Below are 25357 nucleotides of genomic sequence, written 5' to 3' on the forward strand. Positions count from 1 at the left end.
TTCGCCATCCGCGAAGGCGGCAAGACCGTCGGCGCCGGCGTGGTCGCCAAGATCATCGAGTGAGCGGAGCGCACACCATGAGCAGCAAGCAAAAGATCCGCATCCGCCTGAAGGCCTTCGATTACAAGCTGATCGACCAGTCTGCAGCCGAGATCGTCGACACCGCCAAGCGCACCGGCGCCATCGTCAAGGGCCCCGTGCCCCTGCCGACGCGCATGAAGCGTTTCGACATCCTGCGTTCGCCGCACGTCAACAAGACCAGCCGCGACCAGTTCGAGATCCGCACGCACCAGCGCCTGATGGACATCGTCGATCCGACCGACAAAACCGTCGACGCGCTGATGAAGCTGGACCTGCCGGCCGGCGTGGACGTAGAGATCAAGCTGCAGTAATCGCGGCCTGATCCACCTCTTGTAGCCCGGAGTTGCTGACTCGGCAGCTCCGGGCTATAATTTTTGGCTCCGCCCGTTCTGGGTGGGGAATCATCAACCATCTTCCACGAAAAAACGCTGCGGCCAATTGCAGTTGCAGCGGTGGAAGTCACGGAGAAAACAATGAGTCAAAGCAACTCCCTCGGGTTGCTGGGACGCAAGGTTGGGATGATGCGTTTGTTCACCGACGACGGCGATGCAGTGCCCGTCACGGTGGTCGACGTGTCCAACAACCGCGTGACCCAGGTCAAGACCCAAGAGAACGACGGCTACGTCGCCCTGCAGGTGACGTTCGGTGCACGCCGTGCTTCGCGCGTGACCAAGCCGCAGGCCGGCCACCTTGCCAAGGCAGGTGTGCAAGCCGGTGAAATCATCCAGGAATTCCGCGTGACGGCCGACGCCGCTGCGAAGTACGCTGCCGGCGCCACGCTGCCCGTGGCCGAACTCTTCGCCGTGGGCCAGAAGGTGGACGTGCAGGGCACGACCATCGGTAAGGGCTTCGCCGGCACGATCAAGCGCCACCACTTCGGTTCGCAGCGCGCCTCGCACGGTAACAGCCGTTCGCACAACGTGCCGGGCTCGATCTCCATGGCGCAGGACCCGGGCCGCGTGTTCCCGGGCAAGAAGATGTCGGGCCATCTGGGCGCCGACACCGTCACCACCCAAAACCTCGACGTGATCCGCGTCGACGAAGCCCGTCAGCTGCTGATGATCCGCGGCGCCGTTCCCGGCTCCAAGGGCGGCTTCGTCACGGTGCGTCCGGCCATCAAGGCCAAGACTGAAAAGGGAGCGAACTGATGCAGCTCGAACTCCTGAACGACCAGGGCCAGGCCGCGTCCAAGGTGGACGTGCCCGACACCGTGTTCGGTCGTGACTACAACGAAGACCTGGTGCACCAGGTCGTGGTGGCCTACCAGGCCAACGCCCGCCAGGGCACGCGTGCGCAGAAGGACCGTGAACAGGTCAAGCACTCGACCAAGAAGCCTTTCAAGCAAAAGGGCACGGGTCGCGCACGTGCCGGTATGACGTCCTCGCCGCTGTGGCGTGGGGGCGGTCGGATCTTCCCGAACATGCCGGACGAAAACTTCACCCAGAAGCTGAACAAGAAGATGTACCGCGCCGGCATGGCGTCCATCTTCTCGCAGCTGGCCCGTGAAGGCCGCCTGGCTGTCGTCGAGTCGCTGACGGTGGATTCGCCCAAGACCAAGGCCCTGGCCACGCGCCTGAAGGCCCTGAACCTGGCCTCCTCGGTCATGGTCATCGCCGACGAAGTCGACGAGAACCTGTACCTGGCCTCCCGCAATCTGGCCAACGTGCTGGTTGTCGAGCCGCGCTACGCCGATCCGGTGTCGCTGGTGCATTACAAGAAGGTCCTGGTGACCAAGGCCGCCATGGACAAACTCAAGGAGATGTTCGCATGAGCTCCTCCAAGACGAAGCAATTCGACGAAGGCCGTCTGATGCAGGTGCTGGTTGCGCCTGTCGTCTCCGAGAAGGCCACCATGGTCGCCGAGAAGTCCAATGCCGTCACCTTCAAGGTGCTGCAGGACGCGACCAAGCATGAGATCAAGGCCGCAGTGCAACTGCTGTTCAAGGTCGAGGTGAAGGGCGTGTCCGTGGTCAACACCAAGGGCAAGACCAAGCGCTTCGGCAAGTCCATCGGCCGCCGGGACAACGTGCGCAAGGCGTACGTGACCCTGCAACCGGGCCAGGAACTCCAACTGACCGGGGAGGCTGCATAACATGGCCGTCATCAAGATGAAGCCCACCTCGCCAGGCCGTCGCGGCATGGTGAAGGTGACGCGCGACCACCTGCACAAGGGTGCTGCGCACGCGCCGCTGCTGGAGCCGCAATTCCAGAAGGCCGGCCGCAACAACAACGGTCACATCACGACCCGTCACAAGGGTGGTGGCCACAAGCACCACTACCGTGTGGTGGACTTCGTGCGCAACAAGGACGGCATCCCGGCCAAGGTCGAACGCATCGAGTACGACCCGAACCGTTCCGCCCACATCGCGCTCGTGTGCTACGCCGATGGCGAGCGCCGCTACATCATCGCCCCGCGCGGTGTGGAAGTCGGTGCAACGCTGCTGTCGGGCGCCGAGGCCCCGATCCGCGCTGGCAACACGCTGCCGATCCGCAACATCCCCGTCGGTTCGACGATCCACTGCATCGAGCTGCAGCCGGGCAAGGGTGCGCAGATCGCGCGTTCCGCCGGTGCGTCGGCCACGCTGCTGGCCCGCGAATCCGCCTACGCCCAGGTGCGTATGCGTTCGGGCGAAGTGCGCAAGATCCACATCGAGTGCCGTGCCACGATCGGCGAAGTCGCCAACGAAGAGCACAGCCTGCGCCGTCTGGGCAAGGCCGGCGCCACCCGCTGGCAGGGCGTCCGCCCGACCGTGCGTGGCGTGGTCATGAACCCGATCGACCACCCGCACGGTGGTGGTGAAGGCCGTACCGGCGAAGGCCGCCACCCGGTCGACCCGTGGGGCAACCTGACCAAGGGCTATCGCACCCGCAACAACAAGCGCACGCAGGTGATGATCGTGTCGCGTCGCAAGAAGTAAGGGATAGCACATGACCCGCTCTCTCAAGAAGGGTCCCTTCGTGGACCATCACCTGGTTGCCAAGGCCGACAAGGCCGTGACGACCAAGGACAAGAAGCCGATCAAGACCTGGTCGCGTCGCTCCATGATCCTGCCCGAGTTCATCGGCCTGACCATCGCCGTGCACAACGGCAAGCAGCACGTTCCGGTCTACATCACCGACCAGATGGTCGGTCACAAGCTGGGCGAGTTCGCACTGACCCGTACGTTCAAGGGTCACCCTGCGGACAAGAAGGTCCAGAAGAAGTAAGGAATGACCATGGAAACACGTGCAGTCCTGCGGGGTGTCCGTCTGTCGGTCGACAAGGGCCGTCTGGTGGCCGACCTGATCCGCGGCAAGAAGGTGGACCAGGCGCTGAACACGCTGCAATTCACGCAGAAGAAGGCCGCCGTCATCATCAAGAAGGTGCTGGAGTCCGCGATCGCGAACGCCGAGCACAACGACGGTGCCGACATCGACGAACTGAAGGTCAAGACCATCTACGTCGAGCAAGGTGCCACGCTCAAGCGTTTCACCGCGCGCGCCAAGGGCCGCGGCAACCGCATCAGCAAGCCCACGTGCCACGTGTACGTGACGGTTGGCAACTGAGAGGCCTGGAAAGCTATGGGACAGAAAATCCATCCGACCGGCTTCCGCCTCGCGGTGAGCCGCAACTGGGCCAGCCGCTGGTACGCGAGCAACCGTGACTTCGCCGGCATGCTGGCCGAAGACATCAAGGTGCGCGAGTACCTGAAGACCAAGCTCAAGAACGCGTCCGTGTCGCGCGTGCTGATCGAGCGCCCCGCCAAGAACGCCCGCATCACGATCTTCTCGGCACGTCCGGGCGTCGTGATCGGCAAGAAGGGCGAGGACATCGAGAACCTCAAGCGCGAACTGGCCAAGCAGCTGGGCGTGCCGGTGGCGGTCAACATCGAGGAAGTGCGCAAGCCCGAAATCGATGCCAAGCTGATCGCCGACAGCATCACCCAGCAGCTGGAAAAGCGCATCATGTTCCGCCGCGCCATGAAGCGCGCGATGCAGAACGCGATGCGTCTGGGCGCCCAGGGCATCAAGATCATGTCCGCCGGTCGTCTGAACGGCATCGAAATCGCCCGTACCGAGTGGTACCGCGAAGGCCGTGTGCCGCTGCACACGCTGCGCGCGGACATCGACTACGGCGTGTCCGAAGCCAAGACCACCTACGGCGTCATCGGCGTCAAGGTCTGGGTCTACAAGGGTGACACCCTGGGCCGTGGCGATGCACCCGTGGTGCAGGAGCCGCGTGCCGAGGAAGAGCGTCGTCCGCGTGGTCCGCGCCGCGATGCTCGCCCCGGTGAGCGTCCTGCCGGCCGTGGCCCCCGCCGCGACGGTGGCGACCGCCCCAATGAAACCGCAGGCGCGAATGCGCCGAAATCTACCGTTCAGCGCGTCCGCAAGGTAGCCGCGCCGGCAGCCGGTGCTGCCGACGGTAAAGGAGAGTAATCATGTTGCAACCCGCTCGCCGCAAATACCGCAAAGAGCAAAAGGGCCGTAACACGGGCGTCGCCACGCGTGGCAGCTCGGTCGCCTTTGGCGACTTCGGTCTGAAGTGCACCGACCGCGGCCGCCTGACGGCGCGCCAGATCGAGTCGGCCCGTCGTGCGATTTCCCGCCACGTCAAGCGTGGTGGCCGCATCTGGATCCGCGTGTTCCCGGACAAGCCCATCTCGCAAAAGCCCGCCGAAGTCCGGATGGGTAACGGCAAGGGCAACCCCGAGTACTACGTTGCCGAGATCCAGCCCGGCAAGATCGTGTTCGAAATCGTCGGTGTTCCCGAAGAGCTCGCCCGCGAAGCGTTCCGCCTGGCTGCTGCCAAGCTCCCGCTGCGCACGACCTTCGTGACGCGCATGATCGGCCAGTGAGCGAGGAGACCTGAATGTCCAAGATCACGGAATCCCGCAAGAACCTGCAAGCCAAGGACGTCGCCGGCCTCGAGGCCGAAGTCAAGGCGCTGCAGAAGGCCCATTTCGGCCTGCGCATGCAAAAGGGCACGCAGCAGCTGAACAACACCGCAACGCTGCGCAGCACGCGCCGCGAGATCGCGCGCGCCAAGACCATCCTGGCCCAGAAGCGCAGCGCCGATGCGGCCGCCAAGTAAGGAGTAGCACCATGACGGAAGCGAAACCCTCCCTCAAGCGCACTCTGATCGGCAAGGTCGTCAGCGACAAGCGCGCCAAGACGGTGACGGTGCTGATCGAGCGCCGCGTCAAGCACGAGCTCTACGGCAAGATCGTGGCCCGCTCGAGCAAGTACCACGCCCACGACGAAAAGGGCGAGTACAAGCTGGGCGACACCATCGAGATCACCGAAAGCCGGCCGATCTCCAAGACCAAGACCTGGGTTGCGACCCGTCTGGTCCAGAAGGCCCCTGAGCTCTGATGGCTTGCCGGCAGTGCCGGCATAGCAAGCGTCTGAAAACGGCCCACAATGTGGGCCGTTTTTCTTTTTCAACACGCTACAGGAGAGCACACATGATCAAAGTCGGCGACAGCCTGCCCAGCACCACGCTGATGGAGTATTCCGAAGTAGAAGGCGAGGGCTGCAGCATCGGCCCCAATCCGGTCGACGTGGCCAAAGCGAGCGCAGGCAAGACGATCGCGCTGTTCGCGCTGCCGGGTGCTTTCACGCCCACCTGCTCGGCCAAGCATGTGCCGGGTTACGTCGAGAACCAGGCCGCGCTCAAGGCCGCCGGCGTGGACGAGATCTGGTGCGTGAGCGTGAACGACGCGTTCGTGATGGGCGCCTGGGCGCGGGACCAGAAGACCGCTGGCAAGGTCCGCATGCTGGCCGATGGGAGTGCAGACTTCGCCAAGGCCACCGGCCTGACGCTGGACCTCACGGCGCGCGGCATGGGCCTGCGGAGCAACCGCTATTCCATGCTGGTCAAAGACGGCAAGGTTGCGGCGCTGAACGTGGAAGCGCCGGGCAAGTTCGAAGTCAGCGACGCCGCCACCCTGCTCAAGCAGGCCCAGGGCTGAGAACCCGCAGGCCGAGGCCGGCCGCGCTCAGAGCTCGGCCTTGAGGTAGTGCGCGCCCGCGATCGGGTTGTGGTAGTAGGGCGGCACTTCCTCGAAGCCCAATTCCTCGTACAAGGCGCGCGCGGCCTCCATGTCGTCGAGCGTGTCGAGCAACACGCAGCCATAGCCGGCGCGGCGGCCGGCATCCAGGGCCTGCTCGGCCAGTTGCCGGCCCAGGCCGAAGCCGCGGAAGGCCTTGCGCACGTACAGGCGCTTCATCTCGCAGGCGTTGGCGTAGTCCGTGTCGTCCAGTGGCCGCAATGCGCAACAGCCGGCCACGGCATCGTCGACCAGCGCCAGCAGCAGTGCGCCGCGCGGGGCGGCGTAGACGCCGGGCAGCGTGGCGAGTTCGGCATCGAACTGCTGGAACTGCAGGTCCACACTGAGGCTGGCCGCGTATTCGGAGAAGATTTCACGTGTCGCGTCCAGCAGCGCAGAGTCGTCGGGCTGGATGATGCTGATCCTTGGCATCGGCAGGCGGGCAGGCGAGGGCACGGCCCAGTGTAGCGACTCGTGCCGCCGACCCCAACCCGGGATGCTCCGGGTGGAGGGACCTCAGGCCTCAGCCAGCAGCTTTTCGATCAGGCGGTGCAGCTCGGCGAAGTCCGGCTCGCCCACGTAGCGCTTGACGATCTCGCCGCGCTTGTTGACGACGAAGGTCGTGGGCGTCAGCTGGATGTCGCCCCAGGCCTTGGCCACACTGCCGGTGTTGTCGATGGCCACGCGGAACGGCAGCTTGCGCGTCTCGGCGAAGTTCACGACATAGCTAGGCGGGTCGTACTGCATGGCCACGGCCAGCGTGTCGTAGCCTTGCCCGCTGTACTTGTCGTGGGTGGCGACGATGCGCGGCATCTCGGCCACGCAGGTCACGCAACTCGTGGCCCAGAAGTTGACCAGCGTGACGCGGCCCTTCATCGCCTGCGTGTCCACGGTGCTGCCGTCCAGCAGCACATACTTGGCATCCGGCGCCGGCGTGAGGGCGGCCATGACGTGGTAACCGAGTGCGCCGGCGGTCAGCAGGACGGCGACAGCGGCGAGGGAGTAGAGCTTTTTCATGGCGGTGAGGGCAGACCGGAAGAGCGACTCGGCAAATGCGGAAAAGTTCGGCGGTCCGACGCATTCAGCGCGCATGGGCCCGCGACAGGCCGTACAGCAGTGTGCTGGCCAGCTGGCTGCGCAGATTGTGCAGCGTCAGACTGTCCTCGCGCATCCACTGGGTCAGCGAAGCGCTGGCTGCGTCCGGTGCGATCTCGATCCAGGGGATGTCGGGCGCCGCGCTCTGCAGTTCCTGCTGCAGGCGCTGCGTCGCGGCATCGATGTTGCGGGCGTCCACGAGCACGAGGTCGGCCCGGGTCTGGGCGAATTGGCGCTGTGCCGCGGTTCCGGTCGCCACCCAGTCGACCAGGGCGCCCAGGCTCTCGCAAACATGCTCGACCTCCAGGCGCACCACCTCGTGCCGCGTGATCAGCAGCACGCGCTGGTGCTGCAGCGGCACGGCCGCGCTGCCCACCAGCGAATCCTGGCTGGTCAGCAGGTCGCCGGGAAGCGGGTCGGGCGCGACTTCGTGCAACTGCTGCAGGCCCAAGGTCAGCACCGTTTCATCGCCGTGGTTCTGGCGGGCCAGCCGGCTGCCCGTCGCGCGCGCCAGCGTCTCCAGCAGGTGCCAGGACAGGCGTTGCCGTTTGTCCGGGCTGGTGGGGCCGGCGCCCTCGGCGCGCAGGCGCAGGCGCAGCAGCGCGATGGCCATGTCGCCAGAGGCGTCGATCGACACCGCGAGGCTGTGGTCGGGCCGGATGCACCAGGCGATGGCGGCATCGAGCAGGCGCTGCAGCAACTCGGCGTCGTTGGCCACCCAGGCCGGCGCGGTGCTGTGTTGACGCACCTGGACGCGGTGGCGCTGCAGGCTCGACATCTGTCGCGCCAAGGCCTGCGACACGAGGATGTCCAGGCGTTGCGGCTGGCCCGTGGCGGGGCGCAGCGGCTCGGCCAGCGCCGCCAGTTGCCGGCTCTGCTGCGCGATCTGCAAGCCGTCTTCCACCGCAGCGCCGAGCCGCTGCAGCTCGGCGCGCGAGATCTTGCCGCTGCGCAGGAACGCCTGGACGATGGCGTGCGCCTCCTCCATGGGCGGGCCGAGTGCGTCGCCGATGGTCGCGGCCAGGCTGGCATGGGCGCGCGCGGTCCCCGACGCTGTCGCTGTCGGGTGCAGCGGCAAGGGCGGTATGCCGGGCATTGCCGGATCGGGGCCTGCGTCGTGGGTCATGGGCAGCTCTTCAGTTTAATGGGCCGGACACCGGATGCACGCGCTCGATAATCCGCGCCATGACGCGCCCCCGCCCCTGGTCTGCCACGCTGTTGGCGGCCGCGCTGCTGGCCTGCAGCCCCGCACTGAACTGGCGGGAAATCCGCATCGAGGGGACACCCCTGCGCATGCTGCTGCCCTGCAAGCCCGACCGTGCCGAGCGCGACGTCGCGATGGGCGGGCGTAGGCTGCCGCTGCGCATGCTGGGTTGCGACGCCGACGGCGCCACCTTCGCGGTCTCGCATGTGCAGGCGCCGTCTGCCGCAGGGCTGGACGCGGCTGCGTTGCTGGAAGGCTGGAAGGCTGCCGTGCTGGCCCATGTGCAGGCCAAGGCCGTGGTCGAGGAGGGCTGGGTACCGGCCGGCCTGGGCATCACGGGCCTGGCCTTGCGCCTGCGCGCCGAGGGCCGCAAGGCCGATGGCGAGGCCGTCGCCATGCAGGCGGTGTGGTTCGCCACGGCCGATGCGGCGGGGCTGCATCTCGTGCATGCTGTCGTGTTCGCGCCGCAGGCGCGGCCCGACGTGGCGGAGAGCTTTTTCTCCAGTGTCGCGCCGGCACCATAATCCCGCAGTCATGACCGGCATCCTCATCGTCGCCCATGCGCCGCTGGCGCACGCACTGCGGCAGTGCGCACTGCATGTATTTCCCGACTGCGAGCGCGGCGTGCAGGCGCTGGACGTGCAGCCCCATGTGTCTCCGGACGAAACCTTCAGCACGGCCCGTATTGCGATGGCGCAGATGGGCAATGCCCCGGTCCTCGTGCTGACCGATGTGTTCGGCGCGACGCCCTGCAACGTGGCGCAGCGCCTGGTGGATGGGGTGCGCAGCAAGCTGGTGGCAGGCGTCAACCTGCCCATGCTGTTGCGCACCGTGAGCTACCGGCACGAACCGCTGGAAGCGCTCGTTTCGCGCGCCCTGGTGGGTGGGACGCAGGGGGTCATGCAGGTGGCGATCACGGCGCCGCAGAACCAGGCAAGGAAGAGGAATGATCAAAGCCACCACGAGCATCAACAATAAGCTCGGGCTGCACGCCCGCGCGTCCGCCAAGCTGACCAAGCTGGCGGGCAGCTTTCCGTGCGAAGTCTGGATCGCCAAGGGCGAGCGGCGCGTGAATGCCAAGAGCATCATGGGCGTGATGATGCTGGCGGCCGGGCTGGGCAGCACCGTGGTCATCGACACCGAAGGGCCGCAGGAACAGGAAGCCATGGACGCCGTGCTGGCGCTGATCGCCGACAAGTTCGGCGAAGCCGAGTGAGCGCTGCGATGCGGAGCATGCAGTGACCTTCTCTCTGCACGGTCTGCCGGTGGCGCGCGGCGTGGCGATCGGCCGCGCGGTGCTGATGGCGTCCAGCCGGGTCGAGGTGGCGCACTACTTCATCGAGCCCGAGCGCATCGCCAGCGAGATCGACCGGCTGCGCTCCGGCCGCAACGCCGTCATCGACGAGTTGCACCGGCTGCAGCTGAGCGTGGCCCAGATGGGCCCGAACGATGCGCCGCACGAACTCTCGGCCATGCTGGACGTGCACCTCATGCTGCTGCAGGACGAGGCCCTCACCAGCGGCGTCAAACACTGGATCACCGACCGCCTCTACAACGCCGAATGGGCGCTGACGACGCAACTGGAGATCATCGCGCGCCAGTTCGACGAGATGGAGGACGAGTACCTGCGCGAGCGCAAGGCCGACCTGGAGCAGGTCGTCGAACGCATCCTGCGCTACATGAAGGGCGTGGCTTCACCGGTGGCGCCGCCGACCACGCCGCGCCGCAAGACCCAGCAGGATCTGTTGCTGGACGACACCGTGGACGTGCCGCTGGTGCTGATCGCGCACGACCTGTCGCCGGCCGACATGCTGCAGTTCAAGCAAAGCGTGTTCGCCGGCTTCGTGACCGACGTGGGCGGCAAGACCTCGCACACGGCCATCGTGGCGCGCAGCATGGACATCCCGGCCGTGGTGGGCGCGCGCGCGGCCAGCCAGCTGGTGCGCCAGGACGACTGGGTCATCATCGATGGCGATGCCGGCGTGGTCATCGTCGATCCCTCGGCCATCATCCTGGCCGAGTACGGGTTCAAGCAGCGCCAGGGTGAGCTCGAGCGCGAACGCCTGGCGCGCCTGCGCCACACGCCGGCCATCACGCTGGACGGCGAGCGCATCGAACTGCTGGCCAACATCGAGATGCCCGACGACGCGCCAGGTGCCTTCAAGGCCGGTGCGGCCGGTGTTGGGCTGTTCCGCAGCGAATTCCTGTTCATGGGCCGCCAGGGCCACCTGCCCGACGAGGAAGAGCAATACCAGGCCTACCGCCGCGCCGTGCTGGGCATGGAAGGCCTGCCGGTCACGATCCGCACCGTGGACGTGGGCGCCGACAAGCCACTGGACCGCGCCACCAAGGACGAGGCGCACCTGAATCCGGCGCTGGGCCTGCGCGCGATCCGCTGGAGCCTGGCCGACCCGGCCATGTTCCGCACCCAGCTGCGCGCCATCCTGCGTGCGGCCGTGCACGGCCCGGTGAATCTGCTGATCCCGATGCTGGCTCACGGCAGCGAGATCCGGCAGACGTTGTCGCTGATCGACTTCGCGCGTGCGGAGCTCGACAACCGCGGCGTGGCCCATGGCGCCGTGCAACTGGGCGCCATGATCGAGGTGCCGGCGGCCGCGCTGACGGTGCGCATGTTCCTCAGGTACTTCGATTTCCTGTCGATCGGCACCAACGATTTGATCCAGTACACGCTGGCGATCGACCGGGCCGACGAATCGGTCGCCCATCTGTACGACCCGCTGCATCCGGCCGTGCTGCGGCTGCTGGCCGACACCATCGCGGAATGCCGCGCCCAGGGCAAGGGTGTCAGCGTGTGCGGCGAGATGGCCGGTGACGTGCAGTTCACACGGCTGCTGCTGGGCCTGGGTCTGCGCAGCTTCTCCATGCATCCGGCACAGATCCTGGCCGTCAAGCAGGAGGTGCTGCGCGCCGACGCCGGCAAGCTGGCGGCGTGGGCGCAGCAGGTGCTCACGACCGAAGACCCGGCCGCGCTGCTGCTGGCGAAGGGCTGAGCGCCCTGCCGGGGCTCAGTGGGCGGCCAGCACGTGGCCGGCCTGCTGGTCGGCGTGGTAGCTGGAGCGCACCATGGCGCCCACGGCGGCATGGCTGAAGCCCATCTTGTAGGCCTCTTCCTCGAACATCTTGAAGGTGTCCGGGTGCACGTAGCGGCGCACCGGAAGGTGGCTGGTGCTGGGCGCGAGGTACTGGCCGATGGTCAGCATGTCGATGTCGTGCGCGCGCATGTCGCGCATCACCTGCAGGATCTCTTCGTCGGTTTCGCCCAGGCCGACCATGATGCCGCTCTTGGTCGGCACACTGGGATGCAAGGCCTTGAACTTCTTGAGCAGGTTCAGGCTGAACTGGTAGTCGCTGCCGGGGCGGGCCTGCTTGTACAGGCGCGGTGCGGTCTCCAGATTGTGGTTCATCACATCCGGCGGTGCGGCCTTGAGGATCTCCAGCGCGCGGTCGTCGCGGCCGCGGAAATCGGGCACCAGGATTTCGATCTGCGTCGACGGCGACAACGCGCGCGTCTGGCGGATGCACTCGACGAAATGGCCGCTGCCGCCGTCGCGCAGGTCGTCGCGGTCCACGCTGGTGATGACCACGTACTTCAGCCGCAGCTTGGCGATGGTCTTGGCAAGGTTCAGCGGTTCGTCCGGGTCCAGCGGATCGGGCCGGCCGTGGCCGACGTCGCAGAACGGGCAACGCCGCGTGCACTTGTCGCCCATGATCATGAATGTGGCTGTGCCCTTGCCGAAGCACTCGCCTATGTTCGGGCAGGAGGCTTCCTCGCAGACCGTGTGCAGGTTGCTCTCGCGCAGGATCTGCTTGATCTCGTAGAAGCGCGTGGTCGGCGAGCCGGCCTTGACGCGGATCCAGTCGGGCTTCTTGAGCGTCTCGGCCTGCTCGACCTTGACAGGGATGCGCGAGAGCTTGGCCGCGGCCTTCTGCTTGGCGGATGCGTTGTAGCTGGCGGCGTCTTGCGCGTCGCGGACGACTTCGGTGCTGCTCATGGCGGTCAGGGGGCGAGGTGGGCGGCGAGCTTGTCGCTCAACACCGACGCTGCTTCGTTCCAGGTAATGGGGACGCCGATTGTAGAAAGGTCCACCGTTTGCAGCCCGGCATAGCCGCAAGGGTTGATGCGGCCGAAGGGCTCCAGGTCCATGGCCACGTTGAGCGCCACGCCGTGGTAGGTGCAGTGCCGGCTGACCTTGATGCCCAGTGCGGCGATCTTGCCCAGGCCGGTGAAGCGCGGCTCCTCGCCCTCTGGTGTCGGTTCCAGGCGGGCATGGCCGAACGGGTCGTCCAGGCGCACGTAGATGCCCGGCGCGCCGCGCACGCGGTGGCCGGTCACGCCGAAGTGGGCCAGCGTGCGCAGCACCGCCTCCTCGATGCGGTGCACGTACTCCTTGACGTAGTAGCCGGCACGCTGCAGATCGATCAGCGGATAGGCGACCACCTGGCCAGGGCCGTGGTAGGTGGCCTGGCCGCCACGGTTGGTGGCCAGCACCGGGATGTCGCCAGGCAGCAGCAGGTGCTCGGGCTTGCCGGCCAGGCCTTGCGTGAACACGGGCGGATGCTCGCAGACCCACAGCGCATCGGGCGTGCCGGCGTTGCGTGCGGCCGTGAACGCCTGCATCTCGGCGCAAATGGCGGCGCAGTCCGTCAGGCCGCGCCGTTCGATGCGGATCGCAGACACGCGCTTACAGCACCACCTTGACCATGGGATGCGTGCTGAGCGTGCGGTAGAGCTCGTCGAGCTGCTCGCGCGAGGTGGCGGTCACGGTGACGGTCACCCCCAGGTAGTTGCCGGCCTTGCTCTCGCGCAGCTCCACGGTGCTCGCGTCGAAGCCGGGATCGAATTGGCGCGCAATGCTGGTCACGGCGTGCACGAAGCCTTCGGCCTTGGCGCCCATGACCTTGATCGGGAACAGCGAGGGGAAGTCGATCAGCGAGTCCTTGCGCGCCTCGGGTTGCGGAGTGTCGGGGCTTTCGTTCATGGTCAATTCCTATTCGGCGCGGGCCTTGGCCTGCTGGTAAAGCGCGTACAAGCGGGTGTAGATGGGGCCGGGGCGGCCATTGCCAACCGGGCGGCCGTCCAGCTGCGTGACGGGCAACACCTCCTTGCTGGCCGAGGACAGCAGCACCTCGTCGGCCGCAACGACCTCGTCGCGCGAGATCGCGCGCAGCGAGAACGCGATGCCGGCCTCGCGGCACAGCTGCTCGATCACACCGTAGCGGATGCCACGCAGCACCAGCTCGTCGGGCGTCACGCCGCTGAGCCGACCGTCCCGCACGATCCAGACATTGCTGGCCGAGGCCTCGCTGAGCAGGCCGTCACGGAACATCACGGTTTCGGCGGCACCGACCTGCGCGCTGATCTGGCGCGCCAGCACCGCACCGAGCAGGCTGGTGCTCTTGATGTGCGCCTTCTTCCAGCGGAAGTCCTCGGCCGTCACGCAGGCCACACCGGCGGCGCGGGCTGTCTCCGGCACGGGCTTCATGGGGTTCAGCATCGCGAACACGGTCGGCACGAGGCCGTCCGGGATGGTGTGCTCGCGCAGCGCGACGCCGCGCGTCACCTGCAGGTACAGGGCCTGCAGCGGTGCGGGCGGGCAGGCCGCCAGCAGCTGTTCGGCGATGCTGCGCCAGCCGGCCTCGCTGTGCGGGTTCGGAATGCCGATCTCGGCCAGCGACCGCGCCAGCCGCGTCATGTGCGATGCGAAGCCGAACAGGCGGCCCTGGTAGACCGGCACGACCTCGTAGATGCCGTCGCCGAAGATGAAGCCGCGGTCGAGCACACTGACCTTGGCGTCGCGCAAGGGCAGCAACGCGCCATCAAGATGGCAGGGGGTATCGGGCAGTGCGGCGGATGTCATGGGAGCGCAAATGCAACGCCGCAAGCGTGAAGCTTTCGAGCGCCAGGGGTTTCTACGTATAATAAGTGGCTTTGCGAAATTCTCGGGGGAGGCTTCACAAGCTGCAGCAGATGGCGCCCATGCGCTGCCCGCCACGCGGCCTGAAAGCACATCGCAGCAGGAGCCATAACCAATGAACCAACAAGCTCTTGCATCCGAGATGGACGCTGAAGTCGCAGATTTCAAGCCCTTGACCGCCGAAGAGGCGCAACGCTTGCGCGACGCAAACCCCGTGCTCTCGCCCTGGTGGGTGATTGCGGCCCAGTTGGGCATGGGTCTGCTCGTGGCGATGATTGCGCTGTTGTGGGTGCGCGAGTGGTCGGCCGCCTGGTCCGCGCTGTATGGCGCACTGGCGATCGCCCTGCCTGCGGCCTTGTTCGTTCGGGCCATGCGCCGTGCGCCTGCGAATTCGCAGGCGGCGATGCTGAGGTTCGCGGTCTGGGAGATGGTCAAGCTGGGCCTGAGCGTGCTGATGCTCGGTGTGGCCTGGTGGTTGATCGCAGACCTGCACTGGCTGGCCATGCTGGCTGGTGTGGTGGCTGCACTGAAGATGTATTGGCTGGCCCTGGTGGCTCGGCCGAAGTTGTTGAAAACGGAACTGAAGAGACCTTGAAAGATGGCCGCTGAAGGACACGCACCGACCGCAAGTGAGTACATCGTCCACCACTTGCAGCACTGGCAGGTGGATTGGGGTCTCAATCCTGTGAAGCAGACGGCCATCGTCGACTTCAACGTCATCAACCTGGACTCGGTCCTGTACTCGGTGATCCTGGGTGTGATCGGCTGCTTCGTGATGTGGCTGGCTGCGCGCAAGGCGTCCTCGGGTGTGCCCGGCCGCTTCCAGGCCGCGGTCGAGATCCTGGTCGAGATGGTGGACAACCAGGCCAAGGCCAACATCCACAACGCACAAAGCCGCAAGTTCATCGCGCCGCTGGCACTGACCGTGTTCGTCTGGATCTTTCTGATGAACGCCATGGACATGCTGCCGGTCGATCTGCTGCCGGCCGCCTGGACCCAGGTCTACAGCGCGCTGGGCCACGATCCGCACCACGCCTACATGCGCGTCGTGCCGACGGCCGACCTGTCGACCACGCTGGGTCTGTCCACCTCCGTGCTGTTCCTGTGCTTCCTGTACAGCGTCAAGATCAAGGGTCTCGGCGGCTGGGGCCACGAACTCATCACCGCTCCTTTCGGCGCCCACCCCGTGCTGTGGCCCGTGAACCTGCTGATGCAGGGCATCGAATATCTTGCCAAGACCGTCTCGCATGGCATGCGGTTGTTCGGCAACATGTATGCAGGCGAACTGGTGTTCATGTTGATTGCCCTGATGGGTGGCGCCATGGCCTTCAGCTTCTCCGGCATGGCACTCACGTTGGGTCACGTGGTCGCTGGCTTCATCTGGGCGGTGTTCCACATCCTCGTGATCACGCTGCAGGCTTTCATCTTCATGATGCTGACGCTCATCTACCTGGGCCAGGCACATGAGGCGCACTGATCGCCCGCAGCAGTTTTCTCTCGTTTCTTTCTCTCTTGCCTTTTCATTTATCTAAGGAGTCATCATGGCAAACGTTCTCGGTCTCGTCGCTCTGGCTTGTGGTTTGATCGTCGGTCTCGGCGCGATCGGTGCTTCCATCGGTATTGCCCTGATGGGTGGCAAGTTCCTCGAGTCCTCGGCCCGTCAACCCGAACTCATGAACGACCTGCAAACCAAGATGTTCATCTTGGCCGGTCTGATCGACGCGGCCTTCCTGATCGGTGTGGCCATCGCCCTGCTGTTCGCTTTCGCCAACCCGTTCATCGCTGCACTGCCCGCCGCCTGATTTCGCGTCCGACGCCCCAGCCTAGAGTAGAGGAGTGTTGACGTGAGTATCAACGCAACCCTGTTCGTTCAGGCCGTCGTCTTCCTGCTGCTGGTGCTGTTCACGATGAAGTTCGTGTGGCCGCCCATTGCAAAGGCGCTGGATGAACGGGCACAGAAAGTCGCAGCCGGCCTGGCGGCCGCCGAGAAGGCCAAGGCCGAACTCAGCTCCGCCAACCAGCGCGTCGAACAGGAACTGGCTGCCTCGCGCAACGAGACGGCCAGCCGCCTGGCCGACGCCGAGCGCCGCGCCCAGCAGATCATCGACGAGGCCAAGAGCCGCGCCACGGAAGAGGCCGCCAAGATCGTGGCCGCTGCGCGCGACGAAGCCGAGCACCAGACCGTGCGTGCACGCGAGGCCCTGCGCGAGCAGGTCGCCGTGCTGGCCGTCAAGGGTGCCGAACAGATCCTGCGCAAGGAAGTCAATGCCGGCGTGCACGCAGAACTGCTGCAGCGCCTGAAGACGGAACTCTGAGGACGCCATGGCCGAACTCGCGACCATTGCGCGTCCCTATGCAGAGGCCTTGTTCAAGGCCAGCGCGTCCGACCTGAACGGCGCGCAGGCCTGGCTGGACCAGCTGGCGGCCGTGGCCAGCCAGCCGGAACTGCTGCAGGTCGCTGCCAACCCCAAGGTCACGCCTGCCCAGGTGTTCGACCTGATCGCCGGCCTGGTGCCGCAGGGCCTGCCCGAAGCGGGCAGGAACTTCCTGCGCGTGCTGATCGACAACGACCGCCTGGCTGCCCTGCCCGAAGCGGCAGCGCAGTTCCGCGCGTTGAAGAACGCGGCCACCGGCGCGTCCGACGCGGTGGTCTACAGCGCCTTCCCGATCGATGCGCAGGCGTTGCAGGAAGTCTCGGCCACGCTGGAACAGCGCTTCGGCCGCAAGCTGACGACCCGGGTCGAGATCGATCCGGCGCTGATCGGCGGCATCCGTGCCGTGGTCGGTGACGAGGTGCTGGACACCTCGGTCAAGGCCCGCCTGGAACAGATGAAAGCTGCGCTCACCGCTTGATGCGGTCGGCGACGGTGTCTCCCAATATTGAATAAGGAAAGAGTCATGCAGCTCAATCCCGCAGAAATTTCCGAACTGATCAAGAGCCGCATCGAAGGCCTCGGCGTCAACGCCGACATCCGCAACCAGGGCACCGTCGTCTCCGTGACCGACGGCATCGTGCGCGTGCACGGCCTGTCGGACGTGATGCAGGGCGAAATGCTGGAATTCCCGGCTGCGCCCAGCGGCGCGCAGACCTTCGGTCTGGCCCTGAACCTGGAGCGCGACTCGGTCGGCGCGGTGATTCTGGGTGAGTACGAGCACATTTCCGAAGGCGACACCGTCAAGTGCACCGGCCGCATTCTGGAAGTGCCAGTCGGCCCCGAGCTGGTCGGCCGCGTGGTCAATGCGCTGGGCCAGCCGATCGACGGCAAGGGCCCTGTCAACGCCAAGCTGACGGACGTGATCGAGAAGGTCGCGCCCGGCGTGATCGCCCGCAAGTCGGTCGACCAGCCCATGCAGACCGGCCTGAAGTCCATCGACTCCATGGTGCCCGTCGGCCGCGGCCAGCGCGAGCTGATCATCGGCGACCGCCAGACCGGCAAGACCGCCGTGGCGATCGACGCGATCATCAACCAGAAGGGTCAGAACATGACCTGCGTCTACGTCGCGATCGGCCAGAAGGCATCTTCGATCAAGAACGTGGTACGCGCTCTGGAACAGGCCGGCGCGATGGAATACACCATCGTCGTGGCCGCTTCGGCTTCCGAATCCGCCGCCATGCAGTACCTGTCGGCCTACTCGGGCTGCACGATGGGCGAATACTTCCGCGACCGCGGCGAAGACGCGCTGATCGTCTACGACGACCTGTCCAAGCAGGCCGTGGCCTACCGCCAGGTCTCGCTGCTGCTGCGCCGCCCGCCGGGCCGCGAAGCCTATCCCGGCGACGTGTTCTACCTGCACAGCCGTCTGCTCGAACGCGCCGCCCGCGTGAACGCCGACTACGTGGAAGCCTTCACCAAGGGTGAAGTCAAGGGCAAGACCGGTTCGCTGACGGCACTGCCGATCATCGAAACGCAGGCTGGCGACGTGTCCGCCTTCGTGCCGACCAACGTGATCTCGATCACCGACGGCCAGATCTTCCTGGAAACCAGCCTGTTCAACGCCGGCATCCGTCCCGCCATCAACGCCGGTATCTCGGTGTCGCGCGTGGGTTCCTCGGCTCAGACCAAGATCATCAAGGGCCAGTCCGGCGGTATCCGTACCGACCTGGCGCAGTACCGCGAGCTGGCTGCGTTCGCGCAGTTCGCTTCCGATCTGGACGAAGCCACCCGCAAGCAGCTGGACCGCGGCGCCCGCGTGACGGAACTGCTCAAGCAGGCCCAGTACGCTCCGCTGCCGATCAGCCTGATGGGCGCGACGCTGTTCGCCGTGAACAAGGGCTTCATGGACGACATCGACGTCAAGAAGGTGCTGCCGTTCGAGCATGGCCTGCATGCCTACCTGAAGGACAAGAACGCCGCGCTGCTGGCCAAGCTGGAGTCGAGCAAGGCCCTGGACAAGGACGCGGAAGCCGAGCTGTCGGCTGCCATCGGCGCGTTCAAGAAGTCCTTTGCCTGATCACCTGAGCGAAGGAGTCTTGCATGTCTGCTGGTAAAGAGATTCGCGGCAAGATCAAGTCGGTCGAGAACACCAAGAAGATCACCAAGGCCATGGAAATGGTCTCGGTGTCCAAGATGCGCAAGGCCCAGGACCGGATGCGCGCTGCGCGTCCGTACGCCACCAAGATCCGCGACATCGCGGCCCACCTTGGCGAGGCGAACCCCGAGTACACGCACGCCTTCATGAAGACGAACGAAGCCAAGGACGCTGGCTTCATCGTCGTGACGACCGACAAGGGCCTGTGCGGTGGCTTGAACACCAACCTGTTGCGCCTGGTGACGGGCAAGCTGCGCGATGTGCAGGCCGCCGGCGGTACGCCGCTGACGGTGGCCATCGGCGGCAAGGGCCTGGGCTTCTTGAACCGCATGAACGCCAAGGTCGTCTCGCACGTGACGCACCTGGGCGACACGCCGCACCTGGACAAGCTGATCGGCCCCGTCAAGGTGCTGCTCGACGCGTACGCCGAGGGCAAGCTGGGCGCGGTCTACCTCTGCTACACCCGCTTCATCAACACGATGCGGCAGGAGTCGGTGGTCGAGCAACTGCTGCCGCTGTCGAACACGAAGATCCGTGACGAAGCCAAGGCCGAAGCCACGACCAGCGCGCACAGCTGGGACTACATCTACGAGCCCGACGCGCAGTCCGTCATCGACGAGCTGCTGGTCCGCTACGTGGAGGCGCTGGTCTACCAGGCCGTGGCCGAGAACATGGCGTCGGAGCAGTCCGCGCGCATGGTGGCCATGAAAGCCGCGACCGACAACGCCGGCAACGTGATTGCCGAGCTCAAGCTGGTCTACAACAAGTCGCGTCAGGCGGCGATCACGAAGGAGCTCTCCGAGATCGTCGCGGGTGCTGCCGCGGTCTGACGGGCCCACCCCGATTCAAATTTTTGGAGCAAAGGAGCACCAAATGGCTCAAGCACAAGGCAAGATTGTTCAATGTATCGGCGCTGTGGTGGACGTCGAGTTCCCGCGCGACCAGATGCCCAAGGTCTACGACGCGCTGAAGATGGAAGGCTCGGCGCTGACGCTGGAAGTCCAGCAGCAGCTGGGTGACGGCGTGGTCCGCACCATTGCGCTGGGTTCGTCCGACGGCCTGCGCCGCGGCTCTGTGGTGTTCAACACCTCGGCGCCGATCACGGTGCCGGTCGGCAAGGCCACGCTGGGCCGCATCATGGACGTGTTGGGCAGCCCGATCGACGAGCGCGGCCCGGTCGACCAGACCCTGACCGCCTCCATCCACCGCAAGGCTCCGGCCTACGACGAGCTGTCGCCCTCGCAGGAACTGCTGGAAACCGGCATCAAGGTGATCGACCTGGTGTGCCCGTTCGCCAAGGGCGGCAAGGTGGGTCTGTTCGGTGGCGCCGGCGTGGGCAAGACCGTGAACATGATGGAACTCATCAACAACATCGCCAAGGCCCACAGCGGTCTGTCGGTGTTCGCTGGTGTGGGCGAGCGCACCCGTGAGGGCAACGACTTCTACCACGAGATGGCCGACTCCGGCGTCGTGAACCTGGAGAACCTGCCCGAGTCCAAGGTGGCCATGGTCTACGGCCAGATGAACGAGCCCCCGGGCAACCGTCTGCGCGTGGCGCTGACCGGCCTGACGATCGCCGAGTCGTTCCGTGACGAAGGCAAGGACGTGCTGTTCTTCGTGGACAACATCTACCGCTACACGCTGGCCGGTACCGAAGTGTCCGCTCTGCTGGGCCGCATGCCTTCCGCCGTGGGCTACCAGCCGACGCTGGCCGAAGAAATGGGCCGCCTGCAAGAACGCATCACCTCGACCAAGGTGGGCTCGATCACCTCCATCCAGGCCGTGTACGTGCCGGCGGACGACTTGACCGACCCTTCGCCTGCCACGACCTTCGCCCACCTGGACTCCACCGTGGTGCTGTCGCGTGACATCGCCTCGCTGGGCATCTACCCGGCCGTGGACCCGCTGGACTCCACCAGCCGCCAGCTGGACCCGCTGGTGGTCGGTGCCGACCACTACGACACGGCCCGCGCCGTGCAGGGCACGCTACAGCGCTACAAGGAACTGCGCGACATCATCGCGATCCTGGGCATGGACGAACTCGCGCCGGAAGACAAGCTGGCCGTGGCCCGCGCCCGCAAGATCCAGCGTTTCCTGTCGCAGCCCTTCCACGTGGCCGAAGTGTTCACTGGCTCGCCGGGCAAGTACGTGCCGCTGGCCGAAACCATCCGTGGTTTCAAGATGATCACGGCCGGCGAATGCGACCACCTGCCCGAGCAGGCCTTCTACATGGTCGGCACCATCGACGAGGCCTTCGAGAAGGCCAAGAAGCTGGCCTGAGCGGGCGGCTGAAGGAACCCCATGGCAACGACATTCCAAGTTGACGTCGTCAGTGCCGAGGAGTCCATCTTCTCGGGCGAGGCCCGCTTCGTGGCCTTGCCTGGCGAGGCCGGCGAGCTCGGCATCTATCCGCGCCACGTGCCGCTGATCACGCGCATCAAGCCCGGCTCGGTGCGCATTGAGCGGCCCGACGGCAGCGAAGAGTTCATCTTCGTGGCAGGCGGCATCCTCGAGGTGCAGCCCAACGCCGTGACCGTGCTGTCCGACACCGCCATCCGCGGCAAGGACCTGGACGACGAGAAGGCCAACGCCGCCAAGGCCGCGGCCGAGGAAGCGCTGCGCAACGCCAAGGGCGATCTGGACATCGCCAAGGCGCAGTCCGAGCTGGCCGTGATGGCCGCGCAGATCGCTGCGCTGCGCAAGTACCGGCAGAAGAAGTAAGCCGACCGCACGGGACGGCAGGAGAACGCCGCAGACCGCTCCGGTCTGCGGCGTTCTTGTTTGGAGCTCAGCGCACCACGATGTGGTTGGACAAGCTGTTGCTGCGTGGCATGTCGGCAGGGTGCGGGAAATGTTCCACGAGCACGGCCGAAACTTCCTCCAGCGCGGTCGTGAGGCCGTCCTCCACGCTGCCCTGGCGCAGGGCCTGTCCCAGTTGGTGGACCACAGCGCGCCAGCGCTGCACATCCACATGCCGGTTCAGCCCCCGATCGGCCACCAGCTCGATGGCGTGTTCGGCCAGCAGCAGGTAGATCAGCACGCCGTTGTTGTGCTCGGTGTCCCAAACGCGCAGCTTGCCGAACATCGCTACCGCGCGCTCGCGCGCCGTGGCGTCGCGCAGCAGATAGCTGGCGGGCAGGGCGGTTTCCACGCAGATGCAGACCTCGCCGGTATGGCGCTGCTCGCTGGCGGCGATCCGGCGCTCCAGCCGCTCCTGCGCCGCGCGTGGCAAGGCCTTGCGCGCGTCGCCCACGTCGATCCAGCGGTGCGTCAGAAAGCGCCGCAGCCGGCGCCAGATCCGTGCCATGCGTGTCCTGCTCCTCACCAATCGCCGGAGGCGCCACCGCCCCCGAAGTCACCGCCACCGCCCGAGCTGAAACCGCCGCCCCCGCCGCCGCCCGACCAGCCGCCGCCGAAGCCACCAGCGCCGCCGGCCCAACCGCCCGGACCGGGGCCGATGCGCCCCCGTCGCGATGGCGCGCCGCTGCGCAGGAGCGGGCCGAGCCCCGCCACCAGCGCGACCACGAAGGCCAGCAGACCGGCCGCCGCGGCCAGCCACAGCGCCGTCTGCAGCACCAGGGCCGCGAACGCGCCGACGCCCACGCCCGTGGCGGCTGCGCCCAGGCGCCGGCCCAGCACGCTGCGCAGCACACCGGCCACCACCGGCACGGCGAAGAACAGCATGAACAGCAGCGGCGCGACGGTGTCCTCGTCCAGACCGTCCTGGGCCGCCGGGACGGGCGCCGGCAGGTTCTCGCCGCGGATGCGGGCGTCCAGCTGCGCCACGCCGGCCAGCAGCGCACCTGCATAGTCGTTCTGCCGCAGCCGCGGCGTAATGGCCTCGTCGATGATCTGCCTGGCCGCCAGGTCGGGGATGGCGCCTTCCAGGGTCTTGGCCACTTCGATGCGCAGCCGCCGGTCGTTCTTGGCGACCAGCAGCAACACGCCGTCGCCGATGTCGCGCCGGCCGATCTTCCAGGCGTTCGCGACGCGGTTGGCATAGGACGCAATGTCCTCGGGCGCCGTGGTCGCCACCAGCAGCACGACCACCTGCGTGCCGCGCTCCTGCTCTATCCGGGCCAGCGCCTGCTCCAGCTGCGCCCGCTGGCCCGCGTCCATGGTGCCGGTGGTGTCGACCACGCGCGCCGTGAGCGCAGGCACCGGTTGCACGGGCTGGGCCTGCAGCGTGGCCTGGGCCAGCAGCAGTGCCAGCCACAGGCCGAACCGTGCGAGCTGTCCGGGCCAGGTGCGCAAGGCCTACTTCTTCTCGAAGTCGACCACGGGCGGGACCGAGATCTGCGCCTCGTTGGCCACCGCGAAGCTGGGCTTGGCGTCGTAGCCGAACACCTTGGCCGTCAGGTTGGTGGGGAAGCTGCGTGCGAGCACGTTGTACTCCTGCACGGTCTGGATGTAGCGGTTGCGCGCCACGGTGATGCGGTTCTCCGTGCCTTCCAGCTGCACGCGCAGGTCGCGGAAGCCCTGGTTGGCCTTGAGGTCGGGGTAGCGCTCGCTGACCACCATGAGCCGCGACAGTGCGCTGCCCAACTCACCTTGGGCGGCCTGGAACTTCGCCATGGCCTCGGGGTTGTTCAGCGTCTCGGGCGTGACCTGGATCGCCGTGGCCTTGGCCCGTGCCTCGACCACCCGGGTCAAGGTGTCCTGTTCGAACGCGGCCTCGCCCTTGACCGTGGCCACGATGTTGGGCACCAGATCGGCGCGGCGCTGGTACTGGTTCAGCACCTCGCTCCAGGCCGCCTTGGACTGCTCGTCCAGGCGCTGGAAGTCGTTGTAGCCGCAACCCGTCAGGGCCAGTGCCAGCATGATCGTGAACAGCCAGTGACGCATCTTCTCGTGCTCCATGCTTCCGGCGCCACCGCCGGCCGGCGAGAAGCATAGCGGAGCCAGCCCGCGTCGGCGGCGCTCTGGCGGCATGGGGTGCAATTCGTTGCACAATCGCGCGCACCCAAGCTTTCGTATGCCGACCGCATGAGCCCAGCCCGACTGCAGTCCGCCCCCCTGGCCGGCAGTGCCGACGACACCGAGGCCGCGTTCTACGACGCCATGCTGCACGCCAATGTCGACGCCATGATGGCCTGCTGGGCCGACGAGGACGAAATCGTCTGCATCCACCCCGACGGCCCGCGCCTGGTCGGCGCCGGCGCCATCCGCGCCGCGTACGAAGCCCTGTTCGCCGCTGGTGCCGTGCGCGTGCTGCCGCAGCGCGTGCGCAAGATCGAGACGCTGACCTGCGCCGTGCACAGCGTGGTCGAGCGCATCGAGGTGCTGACCGACAGCGGTCTGCGCGCTGCCGAAGTCGTGGCCACCAACGTCTACGTGAAGACGGCCCAGGGCTGGCGCATCGTCACGCACCATGCGAGTGCCGACCGGCTCGGCGGTGGCCGCGACCACGAACCTGCGGGCGGTCCGCAGACCTTGCACTGAGCCGCCCACCGATCGAGGACAGCGAGGCGGGCCGATGGAGTACAGCGCACCCTGGTGGCTTCCCGGCGGCGACATCCAGACGATCTGGGCGTCGCTGTACGGCCAGCGGCGCCGGGGGCCCGCCCTGGTGTTCAAGCGCGAGCGCTGGATCACGCCCGACATGGACTTCATCGACGTGGACATGGCCGATGCCGCGGCCGATGCGGTCGACCCGGCCGCGAGTCCCGACCAGCGCACGCTGCTCGTGCTGTTCCATGGCCTGGAGGGCTCGTCGAGCAGCCACTATGCCGAAGCCTTCGGCGACTTCGCGCGCCAGCATGGCATGGTCTACGCGGTGCCGCACTTCCGCGGTTGCAGCGGTGAACTGAACCTCGCGCCGCGTGCCTACCATTCCGGCGATTTCGAGGAGGTGGGCTGGATCCTGCGGCGCATGCGCGCGCGCCACGCCGGGCCCATCGTGGCCGTCGGGGTCTCGCTGGGCGGCAATGCGCTGCTGCGCTGGGCCCAGGAGATGGAAGGCGAGGCGTCGGCCTATGTCTCGGCCGTCGCTGCGGTCTGCGCGCCGCTGGACCTCATGGCCGGTGGCCTGGCGCTGGGCCAGGGCTTCAACCGGCTCGTCTACACAGGCATGTTCCTGCGCTCGATGAAGCCCAAGGCGCTGCGCAAGCTGGCCCAGCATCCGGGCCTGTTCGACCGCGACCTGCTGCTGTCCGCGCGCGACCTCTACAGCTTCGACAACGTGTTCACCGCGCCGCTGCACGGCTACCGCGATGTCGAGGACTACTGGCGGCGCGCATCGGCCGGCCCGCACCTGGCCCGCATCCGCATCCCCGCGCTGGTGCTCAATGCGCGCAACGATCCCTTCGTGCCGGTGGCAAGCCTGCCCCGCGCCGATGCGGTGGGCGACTACGTCAGGTTGTGGCAGCCCGAGGAAGGCGGCCATGTCGGCTTTCCCCATGGCGCCTGGCCAGGCCATGTGCGGGCCATGCCCGACGCGGTGGGGAACTGGCTGCTGCAGGCCCTGCGCTGATAATCCGC

The 25357-nt window shown here is 66.6% G+C and carries 37 protein-coding genes; 27 read left to right on the forward strand and 10 right to left on the reverse strand.

The features are described 5' to 3' along the window. Nucleotides 1–77: 77 nt before the first annotated feature. From rpsJ to IE209_RS23740, 12 genes are all read left to right on the forward strand, one after another. Nucleotides 78–392 (forward strand): 30S ribosomal protein S10, encoded by a 315-nt coding sequence (gene rpsJ / locus IE209_RS23685; protein ID WP_010104119.1) that lies wholly within the window; start codon nt 78–80, stop codon nt 390–392. A gap of 162 nt (nt 393–554) precedes the next feature. Continuing rightward, nucleotides 555–1229 carry a 50S ribosomal protein L3 gene (gene rplC / locus IE209_RS23690; RefSeq protein WP_189689481.1) on the forward strand — a complete coding sequence of 225 codons (675 nt, stop codon included), beginning with the start codon at nt 555–557 and terminating at the stop codon, nt 1227–1229. Beyond that, a complete protein-coding gene (gene rplD, locus IE209_RS23695; RefSeq protein ID WP_189689367.1) occupies nt 1229–1852 on the forward strand; it encodes a 50S ribosomal protein L4 in 624 nt (207 codons plus the stop codon). The genes rplC and rplD overlap by 1 nt, the downstream gene beginning before the upstream one ends. Then, nucleotides 1849–2172: a 50S ribosomal protein L23 gene (gene rplW, locus IE209_RS23700; RefSeq protein ID WP_145551150.1), complete on the forward strand. Its 324-nt coding sequence runs from the start codon at nt 1849–1851 to the stop codon at nt 2170–2172. Before rplD ends, rplW begins: the two co-directional genes overlap by 4 nt. 1 nt (nt 2173) lies before the next feature. Next, complete coding sequence (gene rplB / locus IE209_RS23705; protein ID WP_189689368.1) at nt 2174–2998, forward strand: 50S ribosomal protein L2; 825 nt, start codon at nt 2174–2176, stop codon at nt 2996–2998. 10 nt (nt 2999–3008) lie between these two features. Then, nucleotides 3009–3287 (forward strand): 30S ribosomal protein S19, encoded by a 279-nt coding sequence (gene rpsS / locus IE209_RS23710; RefSeq protein ID WP_013899633.1) that lies wholly within the window; start codon nt 3009–3011, stop codon nt 3285–3287. Between the two features lie 9 nt (nt 3288–3296). Beyond that, nucleotides 3297–3626, forward strand: coding sequence for a 50S ribosomal protein L22 (gene rplV, locus IE209_RS23715; protein ID WP_056667645.1), 330 nt, complete (start codon nt 3297–3299; stop codon nt 3624–3626). 15 nt (nt 3627–3641) lie between these two features. Further along, nucleotides 3642–4499: a 30S ribosomal protein S3 gene (gene rpsC / locus IE209_RS23720; RefSeq protein ID WP_189689369.1), complete on the forward strand. Its 858-nt coding sequence runs from the start codon at nt 3642–3644 to the stop codon at nt 4497–4499. 2 nt (nt 4500–4501) lie between these two features. Beyond that, nucleotides 4502–4918, forward strand: a complete 417-nt coding sequence (gene rplP / locus IE209_RS23725) for a 50S ribosomal protein L16 (RefSeq protein WP_145551154.1) — start codon at nt 4502–4504, stop codon at nt 4916–4918. A gap of 14 nt (nt 4919–4932) precedes the next feature. Then, complete coding sequence (rpmC, locus tag IE209_RS23730; protein ID WP_373305416.1) at nt 4933–5154, forward strand: 50S ribosomal protein L29; 222 nt, start codon at nt 4933–4935, stop codon at nt 5152–5154. Between the two features lie 11 nt (nt 5155–5165). Next, a complete protein-coding gene (gene rpsQ, locus IE209_RS23735; RefSeq protein ID WP_145551156.1) occupies nt 5166–5435 on the forward strand; it encodes a 30S ribosomal protein S17 in 270 nt (89 codons plus the stop codon). A gap of 92 nt (nt 5436–5527) precedes the next feature. Next, the gene (locus IE209_RS23740) at nt 5528–6034 is read left to right on the forward strand and encodes a peroxiredoxin (protein ID WP_189689370.1); all 507 of its coding nucleotides are present in this window, start codon (nt 5528–5530) and stop codon (nt 6032–6034) included. 27 nt (nt 6035–6061) lie between these two features. Here IE209_RS23740 and IE209_RS23745 read toward each other — a convergent pair whose 3' ends face one another. The 3 genes from IE209_RS23745 to IE209_RS23755 all read right to left on the reverse strand — a co-directional run bounded on the left by IE209_RS23745 (nt 6062) and on the right by IE209_RS23755 (nt 8333). Then, nucleotides 6062–6544 (reverse strand): GNAT family N-acetyltransferase, encoded by a 483-nt coding sequence (locus tag IE209_RS23745; protein WP_189689371.1) that lies wholly within the window; start codon nt 6542–6544, stop codon nt 6062–6064. 84 nt (nt 6545–6628) lie between these two features. Beyond that, nucleotides 6629–7129: a TlpA family protein disulfide reductase gene (locus tag IE209_RS23750; RefSeq protein WP_189689372.1), complete on the reverse strand. Its 501-nt coding sequence runs from the start codon at nt 7127–7129 to the stop codon at nt 6629–6631. A gap of 64 nt (nt 7130–7193) precedes the next feature. Further along, entirely contained in the window at nt 7194–8333 is a 1140-nt protein-coding gene (locus IE209_RS23755; protein WP_189689373.1) for a hypothetical protein, read from the reverse strand. Between the two features lie 59 nt (nt 8334–8392). On the opposite strand from IE209_RS23755, the gene IE209_RS23760 reads away from it, so the two are divergent. The 4 genes from IE209_RS23760 to ptsP are packed head-to-tail and all read left to right on the forward strand — an operon-like array spanning nt 8393 to nt 11422. Next, nucleotides 8393–8935: a hypothetical protein gene (locus tag IE209_RS23760; protein WP_189689374.1), complete on the forward strand. Its 543-nt coding sequence runs from the start codon at nt 8393–8395 to the stop codon at nt 8933–8935. Nucleotides 8936–8945: 10 nt separating this feature from the next. Further along, nucleotides 8946–9389, forward strand: a complete 444-nt coding sequence (locus IE209_RS23765) for a PTS sugar transporter subunit IIA (RefSeq protein WP_145551167.1) — start codon at nt 8946–8948, stop codon at nt 9387–9389. Further along, nucleotides 9358–9627 (forward strand): HPr family phosphocarrier protein, encoded by a 270-nt coding sequence (locus tag IE209_RS23770; RefSeq protein WP_114467756.1) that lies wholly within the window; start codon nt 9358–9360, stop codon nt 9625–9627. The genes IE209_RS23765 and IE209_RS23770 overlap by 32 nt, the downstream gene beginning before the upstream one ends. A gap of 22 nt (nt 9628–9649) precedes the next feature. After that, nucleotides 9650–11422 (forward strand): phosphoenolpyruvate--protein phosphotransferase, encoded by a 1773-nt coding sequence (gene ptsP / locus IE209_RS23775; protein ID WP_189689375.1) that lies wholly within the window; start codon nt 9650–9652, stop codon nt 11420–11422. A gap of 15 nt (nt 11423–11437) precedes the next feature. Here ptsP and lipA read toward each other — a convergent pair whose 3' ends face one another. The 4 genes from lipA to IE209_RS23795 are packed head-to-tail and all read right to left on the reverse strand — an operon-like array spanning nt 11438 to nt 14290. Continuing rightward, on the reverse strand, nt 11438–12424 hold the full coding sequence (gene lipA / locus IE209_RS23780; protein ID WP_189689376.1) for a lipoyl synthase: 987 nt from the start codon (nt 12422–12424) through the stop codon (nt 11438–11440). A gap of 5 nt (nt 12425–12429) precedes the next feature. Further along, the gene (gene lipB, locus IE209_RS23785) at nt 12430–13101 is read right to left on the reverse strand and encodes a lipoyl(octanoyl) transferase LipB (RefSeq protein ID WP_189689482.1); all 672 of its coding nucleotides are present in this window, start codon (nt 13099–13101) and stop codon (nt 12430–12432) included. A 13-nt stretch (nt 13102–13114) separates the two neighbouring features. After that, the gene (locus tag IE209_RS23790; RefSeq protein ID WP_189689377.1) at nt 13115–13411 is read right to left on the reverse strand and encodes a YbeD family protein; all 297 of its coding nucleotides are present in this window, start codon (nt 13409–13411) and stop codon (nt 13115–13117) included. Nucleotides 13412–13420: 9 nt separating this feature from the next. Continuing rightward, entirely contained in the window at nt 13421–14290 is an 870-nt protein-coding gene (locus IE209_RS23795) for an aminotransferase class IV (RefSeq protein ID WP_189689378.1), read from the reverse strand. 172 nt (nt 14291–14462) lie between these two features. Here IE209_RS23795 and IE209_RS23800 point away from each other — a divergent pair, with 172 nt between their 5' ends. From IE209_RS23800 to IE209_RS23840, 9 genes are all read left to right on the forward strand, one after another. Continuing rightward, nucleotides 14463–14942 carry an ATP synthase subunit I gene (locus IE209_RS23800; protein WP_189689379.1) on the forward strand — a complete coding sequence of 160 codons (480 nt, stop codon included), beginning with the start codon at nt 14463–14465 and terminating at the stop codon, nt 14940–14942. Between the two features lie 3 nt (nt 14943–14945). Beyond that, entirely contained in the window at nt 14946–15824 is an 879-nt protein-coding gene (gene atpB, locus IE209_RS23805) for a F0F1 ATP synthase subunit A (RefSeq protein WP_189689380.1), read from the forward strand. A 64-nt stretch (nt 15825–15888) separates the two neighbouring features. Beyond that, nucleotides 15889–16149, forward strand: a complete 261-nt coding sequence (atpE, locus tag IE209_RS23810) for a F0F1 ATP synthase subunit C (RefSeq protein WP_056667590.1) — start codon at nt 15889–15891, stop codon at nt 16147–16149. A 42-nt stretch (nt 16150–16191) separates the two neighbouring features. Beyond that, on the forward strand, nt 16192–16662 hold the full coding sequence (locus IE209_RS23815) for a F0F1 ATP synthase subunit B (protein ID WP_145551180.1): 471 nt from the start codon (nt 16192–16194) through the stop codon (nt 16660–16662). A 7-nt stretch (nt 16663–16669) separates the two neighbouring features. Beyond that, nucleotides 16670–17200 (forward strand): F0F1 ATP synthase subunit delta, encoded by a 531-nt coding sequence (locus IE209_RS23820; RefSeq protein ID WP_189689381.1) that lies wholly within the window; start codon nt 16670–16672, stop codon nt 17198–17200. Nucleotides 17201–17245: 45 nt separating this feature from the next. After that, nucleotides 17246–18799, forward strand: coding sequence for a F0F1 ATP synthase subunit alpha (gene atpA, locus IE209_RS23825; protein ID WP_145551184.1), 1554 nt, complete (start codon nt 17246–17248; stop codon nt 18797–18799). 23 nt (nt 18800–18822) lie between these two features. Continuing rightward, complete coding sequence (atpG, locus tag IE209_RS23830) at nt 18823–19707, forward strand: F0F1 ATP synthase subunit gamma (protein WP_189689382.1); 885 nt, start codon at nt 18823–18825, stop codon at nt 19705–19707. Between the two features lie 43 nt (nt 19708–19750). Further along, nucleotides 19751–21157 carry a F0F1 ATP synthase subunit beta gene (gene atpD, locus IE209_RS23835; RefSeq protein ID WP_145551188.1) on the forward strand — a complete coding sequence of 469 codons (1407 nt, stop codon included), beginning with the start codon at nt 19751–19753 and terminating at the stop codon, nt 21155–21157. Between the two features lie 21 nt (nt 21158–21178). Then, nucleotides 21179–21598, forward strand: coding sequence for a F0F1 ATP synthase subunit epsilon (locus IE209_RS23840; RefSeq protein WP_145551190.1), 420 nt, complete (start codon nt 21179–21181; stop codon nt 21596–21598). Nucleotides 21599–21665: 67 nt separating this feature from the next. Here the strand turns inward: IE209_RS23840 and IE209_RS23845 are convergent, their stop codons facing one another. From IE209_RS23845 to IE209_RS23855, 3 genes are read right to left on the reverse strand one after another with little or no spacing between them, the layout of a single operon-like run. Beyond that, a complete protein-coding gene (locus IE209_RS23845) occupies nt 21666–22184 on the reverse strand; it encodes a TPM domain-containing protein (protein WP_189689383.1) in 519 nt (172 codons plus the stop codon). Between the two features lie 14 nt (nt 22185–22198). After that, entirely contained in the window at nt 22199–23131 is a 933-nt protein-coding gene (locus tag IE209_RS23850; protein WP_229883017.1) for a TPM domain-containing protein, read from the reverse strand. Between the two features lie 3 nt (nt 23132–23134). Beyond that, nucleotides 23135–23737, reverse strand: coding sequence for a LemA family protein (locus IE209_RS23855; RefSeq protein WP_373305418.1), 603 nt, complete (start codon nt 23735–23737; stop codon nt 23135–23137). A 126-nt stretch (nt 23738–23863) separates the two neighbouring features. On the opposite strand from IE209_RS23855, the gene IE209_RS23860 reads away from it, so the two are divergent. Both IE209_RS23860 and IE209_RS23865 read left to right on the forward strand, forming a co-directional pair. Next, on the forward strand, nt 23864–24319 hold the full coding sequence (locus IE209_RS23860) for a YybH family protein (protein ID WP_189689384.1): 456 nt from the start codon (nt 23864–23866) through the stop codon (nt 24317–24319). A 34-nt stretch (nt 24320–24353) separates the two neighbouring features. Further along, on the forward strand, nt 24354–25349 hold the full coding sequence (locus IE209_RS23865; protein WP_189689385.1) for a YheT family hydrolase: 996 nt from the start codon (nt 24354–24356) through the stop codon (nt 25347–25349). Nucleotides 25350–25357: the final 8 nt, after the last annotated feature.

The sequence above is a fragment of the Pseudorhodoferax aquiterrae genome, from assembly GCF_014652235.1.
Classification (GTDB): Bacteria; Pseudomonadota; Gammaproteobacteria; order Burkholderiales; family Burkholderiaceae_C; genus Pseudorhodoferax; species Pseudorhodoferax aquiterrae.

Coding starts and splice junctions, on each gene's coding strand:
- IE209_RS23740 (WP_189689370.1), top strand. CDS start 5,528: ATGATCAAAGTCGGCGACAGCCTGCCCAGCACCACGCTGATGGAGTAT.
- rplV (WP_056667645.1), top strand. CDS start 3,297: ATGGAAACACGTGCAGTCCTGCGGGGTGTCCGTCTGTCGGTCGACAAG.
- atpD (WP_145551188.1), top strand. CDS start 19,751: ATGGCTCAAGCACAAGGCAAGATTGTTCAATGTATCGGCGCTGTGGTG.
- IE209_RS23760 (WP_189689374.1), top strand. CDS start 8,393: ATGACGCGCCCCCGCCCCTGGTCTGCCACGCTGTTGGCGGCCGCGCTG.
- rpsC (WP_189689369.1), top strand. CDS start 3,642: ATGGGACAGAAAATCCATCCGACCGGCTTCCGCCTCGCGGTGAGCCGC.
- atpA (WP_145551184.1), top strand. CDS start 17,246: ATGCAGCTCAATCCCGCAGAAATTTCCGAACTGATCAAGAGCCGCATC.
- IE209_RS23855 (WP_373305418.1), bottom strand. CDS start 23,737: ATGGAGCACGAGAAGATGCGTCACTGGCTGTTCACGATCATGCTGGCA.
- rplD (WP_189689367.1), top strand. CDS start 1,229: ATGCAGCTCGAACTCCTGAACGACCAGGGCCAGGCCGCGTCCAAGGTG.
- rpsJ (WP_010104119.1), top strand. CDS start 78: ATGAGCAGCAAGCAAAAGATCCGCATCCGCCTGAAGGCCTTCGATTAC.
- IE209_RS23755 (WP_189689373.1), bottom strand. CDS start 8,333: ATGACCCACGACGCAGGCCCCGATCCGGCAATGCCCGGCATACCGCCC.
- rplP (WP_145551154.1), top strand. CDS start 4,502: ATGTTGCAACCCGCTCGCCGCAAATACCGCAAAGAGCAAAAGGGCCGT.
- rplC (WP_189689481.1), top strand. CDS start 555: ATGAGTCAAAGCAACTCCCTCGGGTTGCTGGGACGCAAGGTTGGGATG.
- IE209_RS23745 (WP_189689371.1), bottom strand. CDS start 6,544: ATGCCAAGGATCAGCATCATCCAGCCCGACGACTCTGCGCTGCTGGAC.
- IE209_RS23845 (WP_189689383.1), bottom strand. CDS start 22,184: ATGGCACGGATCTGGCGCCGGCTGCGGCGCTTTCTGACGCACCGCTGG.
- IE209_RS23865 (WP_189689385.1), top strand. CDS start 24,354: ATGGAGTACAGCGCACCCTGGTGGCTTCCCGGCGGCGACATCCAGACG.
- lipA (WP_189689376.1), bottom strand. CDS start 12,424: ATGAGCAGCACCGAAGTCGTCCGCGACGCGCAAGACGCCGCCAGCTAC.
- rpmC (WP_373305416.1), top strand. CDS start 4,933: ATGTCCAAGATCACGGAATCCCGCAAGAACCTGCAAGCCAAGGACGTC.
- IE209_RS23840 (WP_145551190.1), top strand. CDS start 21,179: ATGGCAACGACATTCCAAGTTGACGTCGTCAGTGCCGAGGAGTCCATC.
- IE209_RS23765 (WP_145551167.1), top strand. CDS start 8,946: ATGACCGGCATCCTCATCGTCGCCCATGCGCCGCTGGCGCACGCACTG.
- IE209_RS23790 (WP_189689377.1), bottom strand. CDS start 13,411: ATGAACGAAAGCCCCGACACTCCGCAACCCGAGGCGCGCAAGGACTCG.
- IE209_RS23820 (WP_189689381.1), top strand. CDS start 16,670: ATGGCCGAACTCGCGACCATTGCGCGTCCCTATGCAGAGGCCTTGTTC.
- IE209_RS23800 (WP_189689379.1), top strand. CDS start 14,463: ATGAACCAACAAGCTCTTGCATCCGAGATGGACGCTGAAGTCGCAGAT.
- rpsQ (WP_145551156.1), top strand. CDS start 5,166: ATGACGGAAGCGAAACCCTCCCTCAAGCGCACTCTGATCGGCAAGGTC.
- IE209_RS23860 (WP_189689384.1), top strand. CDS start 23,864: ATGAGCCCAGCCCGACTGCAGTCCGCCCCCCTGGCCGGCAGTGCCGAC.
- IE209_RS23795 (WP_189689378.1), bottom strand. CDS start 14,290: ATGACATCCGCCGCACTGCCCGATACCCCCTGCCATCTTGATGGCGCG.
- atpB (WP_189689380.1), top strand. CDS start 14,946: ATGGCCGCTGAAGGACACGCACCGACCGCAAGTGAGTACATCGTCCAC.
- rplW (WP_145551150.1), top strand. CDS start 1,849: ATGAGCTCCTCCAAGACGAAGCAATTCGACGAAGGCCGTCTGATGCAG.
- rpsS (WP_013899633.1), top strand. CDS start 3,009: ATGACCCGCTCTCTCAAGAAGGGTCCCTTCGTGGACCATCACCTGGTT.
- IE209_RS23770 (WP_114467756.1), top strand. CDS start 9,358: ATGATCAAAGCCACCACGAGCATCAACAATAAGCTCGGGCTGCACGCC.
- rplB (WP_189689368.1), top strand. CDS start 2,174: ATGGCCGTCATCAAGATGAAGCCCACCTCGCCAGGCCGTCGCGGCATG.
- atpG (WP_189689382.1), top strand. CDS start 18,823: ATGTCTGCTGGTAAAGAGATTCGCGGCAAGATCAAGTCGGTCGAGAAC.
- atpE (WP_056667590.1), top strand. CDS start 15,889: ATGGCAAACGTTCTCGGTCTCGTCGCTCTGGCTTGTGGTTTGATCGTC.
- IE209_RS23750 (WP_189689372.1), bottom strand. CDS start 7,129: ATGAAAAAGCTCTACTCCCTCGCCGCTGTCGCCGTCCTGCTGACCGCC.